General features: G+C 53.6%; 7 protein-coding genes and 6 pseudogenes. 9 read left to right on the forward strand and 4 right to left on the reverse strand.

Translation table 11 applies throughout. The features are described 5' to 3' along the window. Positions 1-29: 29 nt before the first annotated feature. The gene (locus JZM30_RS04790) at positions 30-1,241 is read right to left on the reverse strand and encodes a TadA family conjugal transfer-associated ATPase (protein ID WP_438801464.1); all 1,212 of its coding nucleotides are present in this window, start codon (positions 1,239-1,241) and stop codon (positions 30-32) included. Here JZM30_RS04790 and JZM30_RS04795 point away from each other — a divergent pair. Then, complete coding sequence (locus JZM30_RS04795) at positions 1,240-2,460, forward strand: ISL3 family transposase (RefSeq protein WP_252317149.1); 1,221 nt, start codon at positions 1,240-1,242, stop codon at positions 2,458-2,460. The genes JZM30_RS04790 and JZM30_RS04795 overlap by 2 nt on opposite strands. Positions 2,461-2,525: 65 nt before the next feature. On the opposite strand, the gene JZM30_RS04800 is transcribed toward JZM30_RS04795, so the two are convergent. Further along, the gene (locus tag JZM30_RS04800; protein ID WP_252317998.1) at positions 2,526-3,149 is read right to left on the reverse strand and encodes a helix-turn-helix transcriptional regulator; all 624 of its coding nucleotides are present in this window, start codon (positions 3,147-3,149) and stop codon (positions 2,526-2,528) included. A 191-nt stretch (positions 3,150-3,340) separates the two neighbouring features. Here JZM30_RS04800 and JZM30_RS04805 point away from each other — a divergent pair, with 191 nt between their 5' ends. Next, on the forward strand, positions 3,341-4,111 hold the full coding sequence (locus JZM30_RS04805) for a class I SAM-dependent methyltransferase (RefSeq protein ID WP_252317999.1): 771 nt from the start codon (positions 3,341-3,343) through the stop codon (positions 4,109-4,111). Positions 4,112-4,340: 229 nt separating this feature from the next. Continuing rightward, positions 4,341-5,063 (forward strand): annotated as a pseudogene (dpaA, locus tag JZM30_RS04810) (peptidoglycan meso-diaminopimelic acid protein amidase). Here dpaA and JZM30_RS04815 read toward each other — a convergent pair. Beyond that, entirely contained in the window at positions 5,034-5,801 is a 768-nt protein-coding gene (locus JZM30_RS04815) for a class II glutamine amidotransferase (protein ID WP_252317762.1), read from the reverse strand. The pseudogene dpaA and the gene JZM30_RS04815 sit on opposite strands and share 30 nt — an antisense overlap. Before the next feature lie 38 nt (positions 5,802-5,839). Beyond that, positions 5,840-6,424 carry a D-sedoheptulose 7-phosphate isomerase gene (gene lpcA, locus JZM30_RS04820; RefSeq protein ID WP_252317763.1) on the reverse strand — a complete coding sequence of 195 codons (585 nt, stop codon included), beginning with the start codon at positions 6,422-6,424 and terminating at the stop codon, positions 5,840-5,842. A 360-nt stretch (positions 6,425-6,784) separates the two neighbouring features. On the opposite strand from lpcA, the pseudogene JZM30_RS04825 reads away from it, so the two are divergent. The 6 genes and pseudogenes from JZM30_RS04825 (at position 6,785) to JZM30_RS04850 (ending at position 14,982) form a co-directional block, all read left to right on the forward strand. Beyond that, positions 6,785-9,004: pseudogene (locus JZM30_RS04825) on the forward strand (acyl-CoA dehydrogenase domain-containing protein). 186 nt (positions 9,005-9,190) lie between these two features. Then, positions 9,191-11,039 (forward strand): annotated as a pseudogene (gene atoS, locus JZM30_RS04830) (two-component system sensor histidine kinase AtoS). Then, positions 11,036-12,426, forward strand: a pseudogene (atoC, locus tag JZM30_RS04835) (acetoacetate metabolism transcriptional regulator AtoC). The pseudogenes atoS and atoC overlap by 4 nt, the downstream one beginning before the upstream one ends. 232 nt (positions 12,427-12,658) lie before the next feature. After that, positions 12,659-13,182, forward strand: a pseudogene (locus tag JZM30_RS04840) (CoA-transferase). 2 nt (positions 13,183-13,184) lie between these two features. Then, positions 13,185-13,850: a 3-oxoacid CoA-transferase subunit B gene (locus JZM30_RS04845; RefSeq protein WP_252317764.1), complete on the forward strand. Its 666-nt coding sequence runs from the start codon at positions 13,185-13,187 to the stop codon at positions 13,848-13,850. After that, a pseudogene (locus JZM30_RS04850) lies at positions 13,847-14,982 on the forward strand (TIGR00366 family protein). The gene JZM30_RS04845 and the pseudogene JZM30_RS04850 overlap by 4 nt, the downstream one beginning before the upstream one ends. Positions 14,983-15,001 lie beyond the last annotated feature (19 nt).

Raw genomic sequence — 15,001 nt, forward strand, 5'->3', positions numbered from 1 at the left:
AAGTAGAAGCATGCTGATGAAGATAAAGATCATGGTAATTTATTTCCGAACAGTTGCTTCAAAGGCTCTTGCATATCATGGACTATTGCCTGTTGGTATACGGTTGAGCGCTGTAATATACCGTAAGAGGTAAAACTTCCCTGAATTGCCCCCGTTTCAGAGCGTTCGGCCTGCGCGGAATAGCTGAAGATATCTTGCAAGATAATGTTATCGCCTTCCATACCCATTACTTCTGTAATGTTAATGACTTTTCGTGAGCCATCAGGCAAGCGCGATACCTGAACAACGATATGGATTGCCGATACGATATTGCGGCGGATTGCTGCAAGGGGAAGTGCCGCGCTTGACATCATGACCATACTTTCAAGACGTGCTAAGGCATCACGCGGTGAGTTGGCATGCAAGGTTGACATGGATCCATCATGGCCGGTGTTCATTGCCTGCAACATTTCGAACGCTTCTTCTCCCCGGCACTCCCCGATAATAATGCGATCGGGCCTCATACGCAGTGCATTGACGACGAGATGGCACATAGTAACCTGGCCTTGATTCTCGGCACCGGCCATACGGGTTTCCAGCCTGACAACATGCGGTTGCTGTAAACGCAACTCAGCTGCATCTTCCAGCGTCAGTACCCGCTCGCCTTCATCGATATAGTGGGACATGGCATTTAGCAGGGTTGTTTTCCCAGACCCGGTCCCGCCAGAGACAATAATATTTACGCGACAGCGACTCGCGATAACCAGAAAATTAGCCATCATCTCATTCATACTGCCGTACTCAACCAGATTGGCCAGCGTTCTCTGCCCGGAGCCAAACTTACGAATTGAGATCGAGGCACCATCCAGTGCAACAGGCGCGATGACCACGTTCAGGCGACTACCGTCAGGCATGCGCGCATCGACCAACGGTTGCGAGTCATCAACGTGGCGCCCCACCCGCGCAATCAGTCGACGGGCAATATCCATCAACTGCTCGTTGCTGATAAAACGCTTATCGACTAATTCCAATTTCCCCGCTCGCTCAACAAAAATACGTTCAGGCCCATTAACCAGAATGTCACTGACACTTTCATCTTCCATCAACTCACGCAGCGGTCCATACCACGTAATCTCATCGGCAATAAGCTCGCTTAAGCAGCTGCAAACCCGGCTTGAAAGATATTGTCCTGTGGGTCTTCCCTTGTTGTGGTGGCTGAAGGCATGATAATGGCGTATTAAATCGCCAGAGGTCACCACCATGGACGAAAAGTCTCTCTACGCTCATATCCTCAACCTGTCTATTCCGTGGCAGGTAAAGTCTCTTTCTCTCGATGAAAATGCCGGTTCTGTTACCGTTACAGTTGAGATTGCGAAAAACACTCAGTTAACCTGTCCAACCTGCGGGAAATCTTGTCCTATTCACGATCACCGACATCGTAAATGGCGCCATCTCGATACCTGTCAGTTCGCGACAATAGTCGAAGCTGATGTACCCCGTATTATGTGCCCGGAGCATGGCTACCAGACGCTGTCTGTTCCATGGGCCGGCCCCGGTAGCCGGTATACGCTGTTGTTCGAGTCGTTCGTTATCTCATGGCTGAAAATCAGCACCGTGGATGCCGTCAGGAAACAGCTGAGGCTGAGCTGGAATGCTGTCGATAATATTATGCAACGGGCGGTTAAGCGTGGACTGGCCCGTCGAAAAACACCTCAGGCCGCACGTCATCTCTGTGTTGATGAGGTCGCTTTCAAAAAGGGGCATCAGTACGTCACCGTTATCTCTGATACCCAAGGACAGGCATTGGAACTCAAAGATGATCGCGGAGTTGAAAGTCTTGCTGGCTATCTCCGGAGTCTGGGTGACCGCCAGATTGAATCCATTAAAACCCTGTCGATGGACATGAATCTATCCTATATAAGCGCAGCGCGGCTCCATCTGCCTAACGCGGTGGAGAAGATCGCGTTCGACCACTTCCATGTAGCGAAAATGCTCTGTGCCGTCGTAGATAAAACACGACAGTTGGAGATGAAAACCATCCCGTTACCGGCACGAAAAAGTGCACATCGTTCCCGTTATCTGTGGTTGTACGGTCGCCATAAACGTCATGGTCGAATAGCAGAAAGACTGGAAGCAGCGCAGATGGTTCTGCCTGATACCAGCCGTTGCTGGGCAATGAAGGCGCTGGCCCGGGAACTCTGGAACCGCCGGTATGACGAACACAGCAGGCGTCTGTGGCTGGAATGGATAGGGATGGCAAAAGACGTTGGTGTCCCGCTACTAAGCAGCGCCGCCCGGACGTTACGTAAACGACTGTACGGGATCCTGAATGCCATGAAACACAGGGTATCAAACGGTAATGCAGAGTCACTAAACAGCAAGATAAGGCTGCTGCGGATCAAGTCCAGAGGATACCGGAACAAAGAACGCTTTAAGGTGGCAGTGATGTTCCATTACGGCAGGTTAAACATGTTGTTATGAGTCTCCCACCATGATAGGGGAAGACCCACAAAAATACAGTAACAAAAAACAGTATGCAAGTAAGATTAACGCGGTGTAGGCCCATCTCCGGTATCAGCAGGAATCGACATCACCAATTTGAATTCCTGATGCAATGCCGGATGAAAAGTCTGCTGCTGATAAGTGATCTCCTGACCTGTGGTGGCGTGATGAAAGCGCCGCTCACCGCCTTCGCGCGCCATCACCGCTTGTTGTGTCCACCAGCGTTCAAACTCACGACTATCCCGACATAATTGCATGACCAGCTCACGCATCAGTTCATGGGAATAATGGCTAGATTCAGCACGAAACTCCGCCACCACATGGCGAGCGCGCTCGGGCCAATCCACCACCAGTTGCTTTGCCAGCGGGTGAACAAACATGAAGCGCAGCAAGTTAGGTTGAGGATCTTCACCTAACCAGCCGCGAAACAGCGCTTGTGCCAACCGTGACAGCGCGGCAGGAGAGACGGAGACCTCACGCCCCTGCTCTATACAGGTGTACCAAGTGGTGCTGATGCGGCTCAGTTGCGCTAACTCTTCACGGCGCAAGCCGCTGGTGCGTCGCCGCCCTGCAATGGGTAGCCCGACTCTCTCCGGCGCGAGCATTTCACGCTGTGCACGCAAAAAAGCCCCCAATGCTTTTGGACCACTCAGTGAGCCATTACTCATGTTCTCTTGACCGTGTTGGTGAGCAATACGTTGGTTAACGCAAATCGTGTTAATCAAACTAACACTATTCTATACTAGTATAAATGTTCATATTGTACCCGTATTAGAGGCTACCTATAGTAACAACAACTCGGGTCATTCAGGTCGACGTAGCGCTGCGTCTTACTTTAGCCAACAGCATGAGAGCCATGATGAAAACTACACCGAATCACCATCAGCACGTCGTTGAACAATTTGGCGCACAGGCGCAGCACTATTTAAACAGCGCGGTACACGCGCAAGGAAAAGATCTCACCTGGCTGGAAGAACGCCTCGCCGCGTTTCCCGATGCACACATTATCGATGTGGGGTGTGGCGCAGGCCATGCCAGCTTTGTTGCAGCGCAGCAGGTCGCACGCGTGACGGCATACGATCTTTCGACGGAGATGCTGAACGTCGTGGCGCAGACGGCACAACAGAGGGGGCTGAACAACATCCACACCCAACATGGCCATGCGAAGTCTCTGCCCTTTGCCAGCGCCAGCGCCGATATGGTCATTAGCCGCTATTCAGCACATCACTGGCACGACGTAGGGCGGGCATTACGTGAAATACAGCGCGTGTTGAAGCCTGGAGGAACCGTGATCCTGATGGATGTGGTTTCGCCGGGCCATCCGGTGCTGGATATCTACCTACAAACGGTGGAAATGCTGCGTGATACTTCACATGTACGTAACTACGCGCCGGGTGAGTGGATGACGATGCTGACCGAAGCGGGTTTTGCCATACGTCAGCTTCAGGCGGACAAACTGCCGCTGGAGTTCAGCAGTTGGATTGCCCGCATGCGCACACCGCCGCATTTCTCCACTGCGATCCTGGCGCTGCAAAAAACCTTGTCCACAGAGGTCATCGATTATTTTGCGATTCAAGCCGATGGATCGTTCAGCACGGATATCATGACCATTGAAGCGCAACGCGCATAACATAAATAGGGCTAACACATCAGGTGACAATGTTTTTTCCTGTCAATACGCTTGAAGAAACACATAGAAAAAGCAGTGTCACCGTTTTCTTAACGTAAAAATGCCGTTTTGCTGCTTTTCTCACTTGATAAAAATAAACGCAATGATAATGTGGCTGCGCCTGCTTCACAAAAGATGAGCAGGGCAGCGGCTATCGTTTGTCACACAGATTTTACCATCAGGATTAATAATGCAAAAAATCGCGCTGTCTATTGCGATGTTGTTTTTTTTGCCATCCGTCGTTGTTACCAGTGTCGCCAGTGAACCGGCCCCCATAGCAAAATAATTAAAACAACAATTATTAGGTTCACCGATCTATATTCAGATCTTCAAAGAAGAGCGGATACTGGAACTGTACGCCAAGGTAGGAAATGAATATCGCCTGCTGGAGCACTACCCCATCTGCAAATATTCCGGCGGATTAGGACCCAAGCGTGTCGAGGGCGATCTGAAAAGCCCTGAAGGTTTCTATCAGGTTGATCTGCGGCAGTTAAAACCCGACAGCCATTACTACAAAGCGATCAACATTGGTTTTCCTAATGAATACGATCGGGCGCAGGGCTATTCCGGGCGCTATTTGATGATTCACGGTGAATGTGTCTCTGTTGGCTGTTATGCCATGACCAACAACTATATCGACGAAATTTACCGTTATGCTGAAGCGGCATTACGTAATGGACAAACCAAAATTGATTTGGCGATATATCCTTTCTGTATGACGGAAACCAACATGCAGCGCCACCGTAATTCCACGTATAACAGTTCCTGGCGCCAACTTCAGCCGGGTTATGCGTATTTCAACCAGAATTATCAGCCACCGTTAATCACGGTAAATAACGGACAGTATGTGGTTAATCCATCCTTTATCAGCAGTGAAAAACCATCACGCTATGCGTTCACCCAAACAAAATAGTACGAATTCACCTGGCATAATTTGATGCCAGGTTTCATTCCCCGTCAGCGGCTGCGTCGCCAACATAGTGACTACATCGTTGGGCGTCGTTTGCTGCTGAAAATCGATTTCCACATCCTGATCCAATAACGTTGCCTTACCAAAAGGCGCACGCCGCGTGATCCAGTACAGCTTGGTGGAGCAGTATCCCATCACAAAACGTCCGTCAGAGAGCAGCATGTTGAACACGCCTTTGCTTCTCAGCACATCGGCTTGCGATGCGATAAAGCGGAACACCGCAGGCCAACTGGCGGGCGAGCGTGGGTAACGCTGCGCCAACTGATTGAGCAGCCAGCAGAAGGCGTACTCGCTGTCCGTTTGTCCCACGGGGCGGAAATGGCCGGTTTTCAGCCCGCGATACCCCTTCAACTGACCGTTATGGGCGAACGTCCAGTTACGCCCCCACAGCTCGCGGGTAAAGGGGTGGGTATTTTCCAGCGTGACCGCGCCGCGATTCGCCTGACGAATGTGCGACACCACCGCGCAGGATTTGATCGGATATTCCTGCGCCAAGCTGGCAATAGGAGAGTTGAAACTCGGCAACGGATCTTTGAACGTGCGACAACCATTGCCTTCATAAAAGGTAATGCCCCAGCCATCTTTGTGTGGCCCGGTGCCGCCGCCGCGCTGTATAAGCCCGGTAAAACTGAAACAAATATCCGTAGGAACGTTTGCGCTCATCCCAAGCAGTTCACACATGCCCCCTCCTACCCCCTACTGCTAGCAATTTGGCGAGATTACTGCCATTTTGCCATTTCTTTTTCGACTAACTGAATCAGGATATGAATCGCTTTTATGTGCACTTCCTGAATACGGTCAGCGTAACCAAAGTGCGGTACGTGAATTTCAACATCCGCCGTGCCCGCCATTTTGCCGCCATCTTTACCCGTCAGGGTGATGACCTTCATTCCTTTGGCGCGAGCGGCATCAATGGCTTTGATGATATTACCGGAATTACCCGAAGTAGAAATCCCGAGCAGCACATCCCCTCCACGCCCCAACGACTCTACGTAGCGAGAAAACACGAAATCGTAGCCAAAATCATTGCTCACACAGGAGAGATGGCTGGGATCGGAAATAGCAATCGCCGGGTAACCAGGGCGGTTCTCACGATAACGACCGGTCAATTCTTCGGCAAAATGCATCGCATCGCAGTGTGAACCGCCATTGCCGCAGGAAATCACTTTGCCACCCGCATTGAACGCATCAGCTAGCAACACCGCAGCATTCTGGATCGACTGAATGTTCGCGTCGTCACTCAGAAAAGCGTCCAGCGTAGCCGCAGCCTCTTTCAGTTCACTACGGATTAAGTCCTGATACATAGGATCCTCTCGTTTTGTTCGGTAACAGGCGATAACTCTGCATCGCACAGGAGGTGCGCGCAGAGGGAATGCTGGCAGTGTAACGGATCGTGGAAACCGCGAGAAATACGCTATGCCGCAATCAAGACAATTGCTGATGTTTATCACTACCGGGGTAAAAACACACCAGTTTGTGAGTTAAGTTGTAATTGCGTTGTAAATAAATTGATAAAAAAGACGCGATGCACTACACACTATACACATACAGGTCAGACCTCTTAGCAGATGTTTGCCGTAGTGATAACAGGATTGAGTGGGATGCGCGCAGGTGCAACGTGAACGGATCGGATTAACGGCCGATGACAACTCTGGAGACGAACTATGGTCGCAGTCAGTATTCTTGTTTTGCTGATAATGGTGGGAGCCCTGTTTTATCACCGGGTGAATCTGCCGCTCAGCGCCAGTTGCTCGTGGCCTACTTCGCGTTGATGGGTGCTGGTGTACTGTGGTCCTATTGGTTATTGTTGCCGCTGCTGGTGGTGCTGGCGCCACTGGTAGTGACCGCGCTGCGCCAAAAGACACTATCGGCCCCTGCCCTGAGGATGTTTAAGGAGGTGATGCCCGCCATGTCAAACACCGAGAAAGAGGCCATCAACGCCGGGACTACCTGGTGGGAAGGCGAACTGTTTCGCGGTGCACCGGACTGGAAGATGCTGCATAACTACCCGCAGCCGATATTGACAGAAGAAGAGCAAGCGTTTCTCGATGGCCCGGTGGAAGAAGCATGCCGCATGGCGAATGATTTCCAGATAACCCATGAGTTGGCCGATCTGCCGCAGGAGCTGTGGGCGTTCCTCAAGCAGCACCGCTTCTTCGCCATGATCATCAAAAAGCAGTACGGCGGGCTAGAATTCTCCGCCTATGCGCAGTCTCGGGTACTGCAAAAACTGGCGGGTGTCTCCAGCATTCTGGCGATCACCGTCGGTGTACCTAACTCGCTCGGCCCCGGCGAACTGTTGCAACATTACGGCACTGAAGATCAGAAAGATCACTACCTGCCACGTCTGGCGCGCGGTCAGGAAATTCCTTGTTTTGCACTCACCAGCCCGGAAGCGGGCTCGATTCCCGATGTCGGCATTGTGTGCTACGGCGAATGGCGAGGTGAGCAAGTGCTGGGTATGCGTTTAACCTGGAACAAACGCTATATCACGCTGGCACCGATTGCGACCGTGCTTGGGCTGGCGTATGCTGATGGAATGCCTGTCGGTGGGGCTCGGTATTACGTTGCCGTCCAACTCGACAGGAGGCATGAAATCCATTGCGCTGGCAACCTGGGCTTATGCGCACCTGCGCCGCCAGTTCAAAATCTCCATCGGTAAAATGGAAGGGATTGAAGAACCGCTGGCGCGTATCGCAGGTAACACCTACGTCATGGATGCCGCCGCGACGCTGGTGACCGTAGGTATCATGCAAGGTGCCAAACCGGCGGTGCTCTCCGCCATCGTGAAGTATCACTGTACCCATCGCGGTCAGCGCGCCACGCTGGATGCCATGGACATCACCGGCGGTAAAGGTATCTGCCTTGGCCCTTCCAACTTCGTGGCGCGCAGCTATCAGGACTCCCCCATCGCGATTACTGTAGAAGGAGCTAACATCCTGACACGCAGCATGATTATCTTTGGGCAGGGTGCGATTCGCTGTAATCCCTATGTGCTCAAAGAGATGGCGGCAGCGCAGGACGACAACCTGACCAGCTTCGATCGCGCACTGTTTGGTCATATCGGGCATGTCGGCAGCAATCTGGCTCGTAGTCTGTGGCTGGGGCTCAGCAATGGGCATTTGAGTCATGCACCGACCAAAGATGCTACCCGTCACTACTATCAGCGGATGAATCGCCTGAGTGCTAACCTGGCTCTGCTGGCGGATGTGTCGATGGCAGTGCTGGGCGGCGATTTGAAACATCGGGAACGCATCTCCGCTCGCTTGGGTTATGTGTTGAGCCAGCTTTATCTCGCCTCGGCGACGCTGAAACGCTTTGACGATGAAGGCCGCCAGCAGGCTGACCTGCCGCTGGTGCACTGGGGCGTGCAAGATAGCCTGCACCAGGCCGAAGTGGCCTTGAACGATCTGCTGCGCAACTTCCCGAACCGGGCGGTTGCGGCAATCATGCGCATCGCGCTATTCCCGCTGGGTCAGGTCAGCCCGGCGCCGAGCGATCGTCTGGATCATCAAGTCGCCAAGCTGCTGCAAACGCCAAGCGCCACACGCAGCCGGTTAGGACGCGGCCAATACCTAACGGCCAGCGAGCACAACCCGGTGGGACTGCTGGAACAGTCGTTGCTGGATGTGATAGCCGCCGAACCGATCCGCCAGCGGCTGTCGAAAGCGCTGGGTAAATCTCTGCCGTTCATGCGACTCGATCGGTTAGCAGAGCAAGCATTGGCAGAAGGCGATATCACCGCAGAAGAAGCGCAGATATTGATCCGAGCCGAAGCGAGCCGATTGCGCGCCATCAATGTGGATGATTTTGCGCCTGAGGCGCTGGCTGCTCAGGCACCACAGGCCAAACCGGCAACCAAAAAATCCGTTGCTGTCGCCTGATAACCCGCCGGGCTGCCCTCGCGGCCCGGTACTTTCCTTTCTTCCCCTTCGACAGCGCCTTGAACTAGGTTACCTCACTGAACATACCATTATCCTGCTCAGTATCTGCGCGGAGTTTGAAGCGCCTCCGAGAAACCCAAGGCCATTGCCCGGATAATTCCTCTTTTATCTGAGAGGAAAAGATCGATGAGCACCCGTTTCAGTGGGTTACGTGCTGGGCTCAGTTGGATGTACCCGCGTCGTCTACGCAACCAGCTCATTATGATTGCGGTGTTCATGGTCACGATCCCCACCCTCACCATTGGCTACGTGGTAGAAACCTAGGGCCGGGCGGCACTGCTGCAAGAGAAAGAGAAAAAACTCTCTGCCATTACCCATCTGCTGGATGAAGCACTCGGGGACAGGTTCACGCATTTTGCCACCCTCCATCATGCCGAGCGTATTCAAGCGCTCAATCAGGAGTTAGCCCCCATAACCGAGAGGATCACGCGTGCCTTTAACGGCGTCGGCGCAGGCTATTACCACCGCGCACTGGACGCCATCATCACCTATGCGCCTTCGGCACAGTTCCAGTCCAACGTCGGTGTCACGATCAACGCCGACCACCCCGGCAGAGAGGTGATGTCCAGCAACCAACCCAAGGTCTACTCCGGCAAGCAGGTGCGTGGCAACATCATGAATTCCATGCAGCCAATCACCCGCGATGGCAATGTCATCGGTTATATCTGGGCCAACGAGTTGTCTGAAGATATCAGCCAGCAGGCGCGGCGCATGGATATCAATATTGTCTCGGTGCTGGCACTGGGTTTGCTGGTGAGCCTGTGCCTGATCATTCTGCTCTCTCGCCGTTTTAGTACCTGTATTGACGTGATTACTCATGGGCTGGAGGATCTGGCGCAGAATCAGAACGCCCGGCTACCGTCCTTATCGGGAGATTTGGGGAAAATCTCGCACAGTGTCAACGCGTTGTCGCAGGCGTTACGCGAAACCAAAACCCTCAACGATCTAATCATCGAAAGTGCCGCCGACGGCGTGATCGCCGTGGACAAACACGGCAATGTGACCACGATCAACCCTGCCGCTCAGGAGATCACCGGCTATCGGCAGGATGAGTTACTGGGCCAGCCGTATGACAAAATATTCTCCAACACGCATTTCGACAGCCCGGTGCTGGATACGCTGCAAAAAGGCACCGAACACGTGGCGCTGGAGGTGAGTTTTCCCGCCCGGAATCGCACCATTGAACTGAGTGTGACCACCAGCCAGATCCATAACGCCCATAATGAACTGATCGGCGCGTTGGTGATCTTCTCCGATCTCACGGCACGTAAATAAGTGCAACGGCGGCTGGCGCAAACGGGACGGCTGGCGACACTGGGCGAACTGATGGCGGGCGTCGCCCACGAAGTGCGTAACCCGCTGACGGCCATCAAAGGCTACGTACAGATCCTCAAGCAGCAGGACACGGACCCGATCCATCAGGAATATATCGCCATCATCCTGAAAGAGACCCATTCCATTAACCGGGTGATTCAGCAACTGCTCGATTTCGCCCGCCCACGCCAAGGCTATTGGCAGTTGGTCAGCCTGAACCAGCTTATCGAAGAGTGTCTGGTATTGATCCAAACCACCGGACTGCAAGCCCGCATTGACGTAAGCAAAGATTTGGCGCCTGACCTCGAAGAGATCGAAGCCGACGGCGAGCTGCTGCGGCAAGTGATCCTCAACATATTGATCAATGCGGTACCGGCCATCAGCGCGCGGGCAAATCCATATTCGAACCTGGCAAGTGGATGATGCACGCCAGGCGGTCACCATCCGCGACACCGGCTGCGGTATTCCCGAGCACCACAAAAACAAGATTTTCGATCCCTTTTTCACCACCAAAGCGTCGGGCACCGGCCTCGGGTTAGCGCCGAGCCAGCGCATTATCAATGCGCATCAGGGAGACATTCAGCTTAGCAGCGATCCTGAGCACGGCACCACCTTTACCCTTTTGCTACCGATTCACCATCAGGGAAATACGCCGCAATGAAACAGACTTACAGTATCCTGATCGCCGATGATGAAGAGAATGTACGCCGTATGCTCACCACGGCATTTTCGCTTGCCGGTCAGCAAACATTTTGTGCCAGCGATGGCCGCGAAGCGGTGCGGACTTTTATCGATCACACGCCGGACGTGGTATTGATGGACATCCGTATGCCGCGACTCAACGGCATCGAAGCGCTGCAACAGGTGCGCCAGCATCACCCTAAAACGCCCATCATTCTGATGACGGCCTACGCCGCCGTGGAAACCGCCGTTGAAGCGTTGCGCCACGGCGCGTTCGATTACGTGATCAAACCCTTCGATCTTGATGAACTGACGCTCATCATTCAGCGCGCACTGCAACTTCAGGCGATGAAGCAGGAGATTCTCCATTTGCATCAGGCGCTGAGCGACAGTTGGCAATGGGGCCACATACTGACCAACAACCCACGGATGATGGAGATCTGCCGCTACACGGCCAAGATCGCGCTCAGTCAGGCCAGTGTGTTGATCAGCGGTGAAAGCGGCACCGGCAAAAAGTTGATCGCCCGCGCCATTCACTACAACAGCCGGCGAGCCAACGGCCCCTTTATCAAAATCAACTGCGCGGCGCTGCCAGAATCGTTATTGGAAAGCGAACTGTTCGGTCATGAGAAAGGCGCCTTTACTGGGGCTCAGGTGCAACGGCAAGAACTCTTTGAGCGCGCCCATCAGGGGACGCTGCTGCTGGATGAAGTGGGCGAAATGCCGCTCAATTTACAGGTAAAACTGCTGCGCGTGTTGCAAGAACGCGAGTTTGAACGGGTGGGTGGGCACAACACGGTGAAAGTGGATATCCGTATCATTGCCGCCACTAACCGCAATCTCGCCGCCATGGTCGATAGCGGTGATTTCCGTCAGGATCTGTTTTTATCGTCTCAACGTAATCCATCTGGAAATCCCCCCGTTACGTGAACGTCAGTACGACATTCCGCTGCTAGCCAACCATTTTCTGCAAAAGTTCTGTGCGGAAAATCAGCGTGAAATCATCGATATCGATCCGGCCGCGCTGGCGGTTCTGCAAGCCTGGCACTGGCCTGGCAATATCCGCGAATTATCGAATGTGATTGAGCGTGCGGTGATCATGAGCACCGGCGTGGTGGTTTTCACCGACGATCTGCCCGCACAACTGCATTGTGCAGCCACCAGCGTCGATGGAGAAAAGCCGCCGCTGTCATTCACTCAAGGGGAATCCAGCCTGAAAGAAGAGATCAAGCGCTACGAAAAGCAGGTGATTATCTCCACGATTGAAAAACATCATGGCAATCGCACCCACAGCGCATTGCAGTTGGGTATCAGCCGACGGGCGCTGACGGGCGCTGATGTATAAACTACAAGAATACGGCATATAAACCCTTCTTCCGAAAACGGATGCTTGACCCCTTTAGCCTGAGAAGGAATTTGCGCACTGTGCAAATTCCTTCTCACCTCCCGCCGCCTGCCTGACACCGTTCACAGCAAAAAGAACAAAATCAACCCATTGAAAAAACATAAATAAAAATTTTGTTGCCTGAAAAACACAGCTGGCACCCGCCTTGCTATTCCCTGCCCGTACCCATTTCGGCGTATACAAAGGGAAAAATAATGAAAGATAAACATCTTACCTTACCGCAGGCTAGCCGCTTGTTCCGTGATGGCATGACCATCATGGTGGGCGGTTTTATGGGAATTGGCACGCCCCCCGTCTGGTTAATGCGTTACTCGATTCCGGCGTGCGCGACTTGACGCTGATTGCCAACGACACCGCGTTCGTCGATACCGGCATTGGCCCACTGATCGTCAACGGCCGGGTGAAGAAAGTGATCGCCTCACACATCGGCACCGTGGTGGAAGAAGGCAAACAGCGCATCACGCTGGATAACGTTACCTATCAGCTGGAACGCCCATTGCGTGCAGATTTGGCACTGATTCGCGCCCATCAGGCCGACGCGCTCGGCAATCTGACCTACCAACTCAGCGCCAGAAACTTCAACCCGCTGCTGGATCTCGCCGCAGATATCACGCTGGTCGAACCGGATGAACTGGTCGCTATCGGCGACATCTCACCGGATCGGGTGGTCACGCCCGGTGCTCTGGTTGATTACATCATTACCCCCGAGGAGCGTTAATCATGGATGCCAAACAACGTATTGCGCGCAGCGTGGCGCAAGAACTGCAAGACGGCGATGTGGTCAATCTGGGGATTGGTCTGCCGACCCAGGTGGCTAACTATCTGCCGGATGGCATTGATATCACCCTGCAATCAGAAAATGGTTTTCTCGGCCTTGGTCCGATAACCGAGCCGCATCCCGATCTGGTCAACGCCGGTGGGCAACCCTGTGGCATTCTACCCGGCGCAGCGATGTTCGACAGCGCGTTCTCCTTTGCCCTGATCCGCGGCGGCCACGTGGATGCCTTCGTGCTGGGTGGCCTGCAAGTGGATGAAGAGGCCAATCTGGCCAACTGGGTCGTTCCCGGCAAGATGGTGCCCGGCATGGGCGGTGCGATGGATTTGGTTACCGGTGCGAAGAAAGTGATCATCGCCATGGAACACTGCGCCAAAGATGGCACCGCCAAAATACTTAAGCGCTGCACTATGCCGCTGACCGCACAGCATGCCGTCCATATGCTGGTAACTAAATTGGCCGTGTTCCGTTTTATTAACGGTGCCATGTGGCTCACCGAAATCGCACCGGGCCATGACGTGGACGGTATTCGCGCCAAAACCGAAGCGCACTTCGACGTGGCAGAACCGCTGCAACCGATGTGGCAAGCCACTGTCGGGGGTGATGCATGATAGGGCGTATCTCGCGTTTTATGACGCGCGTCGTCAGTCGCTATCTACCCGACCCGCTGATTTTCGCCATGTTATTAACGCTGATTACCTTCGGCGTGGCGTTGTGGCTCACGCCACAAACGCCGCTCAGCATGGTGAAACTGTGGGGAGATGGTTTCTGGAATCTGCTGGCGTTCGGCATGCAGATGGCGCTGATCATTTACCAGGCTCGGACTACCCGCTCCTGATCGCTTGTGCCTATATCGGCTTTCTCACCTGGGGCGGCGGTTTCTCTGGCTCAATGCCTCTGCTTGCGGCAACCCCCGGCAATCCGGTAGAACACATTGCCGGTCTGGTACCGGTATCTCACACCCTGTTTACCGGTTTTAACCTGTTTATCACGCTCGGCCTGATCGTCGTCATGCCCTTTGTGACCCGCATGATGACGCCGCGCCTTAGCGATGTCGTCAGCATCGATCCCGCTCTGTTAAAAGACGAGACCGATTTCCAGAAAACCTTGCCTGCCGATGCGCCGCCTTCTGAACGTTTGGAAGAGAGCCGCATTCTGGTACTGATTATCGGTGCTCTGGGCGTCGTCTATCTGGGGATCTACTTTGCGGAGAAAGGGTTCAACATCACCATCAACACCGTCAACATGATGTTCATGATTGCCGGTCTGCTGCTGCATAAAACCCCCATGGCTTATATGCGAGCTATCAGCGCTGCGGCACGCAGTACCGCCGGTATTCTGGTGCAGTTCCCGTTCTATGCCGGTATTCAGCTCATGATGGAGCATTCCGGACTGGGCGGTCTGATCACCTAATTTTTCATCAACGTCGCCAACAAAGACACCATCCCCGTCATGACCTTCTTCAGCTCTGCGCTGATCAACTTCGCCGTGCCTTCCGGCGGGGGCCACTGGGTTATTCAAGGGCCCTTCGTAATGCCGGCAGCACAAACGTTAGGTGCCGATTTGGGCAAATCGGTGATGGCCATCGCCTATGGCGAGCAGTGGATGAACATGGCACAGCCCTTCTGGGCGCTGCCCGCGCTTGCCATCGCTGGACTGGGCGTGCGCGACATCATGGGGTATTGTATCACCGCGCTGCTGTTCTCTGGAGTGATTTTTGTCGTGGGTTTGACGTTCTTTTGACGTCGCGGTGATGAAACAG

Source organism: Candidatus Symbiopectobacterium endolongispinus (assembly GCF_018777385.1).
Classification (GTDB): Bacteria; Pseudomonadota; Gammaproteobacteria; order Enterobacterales; family Enterobacteriaceae; genus Symbiopectobacterium; species Symbiopectobacterium endolongispinus.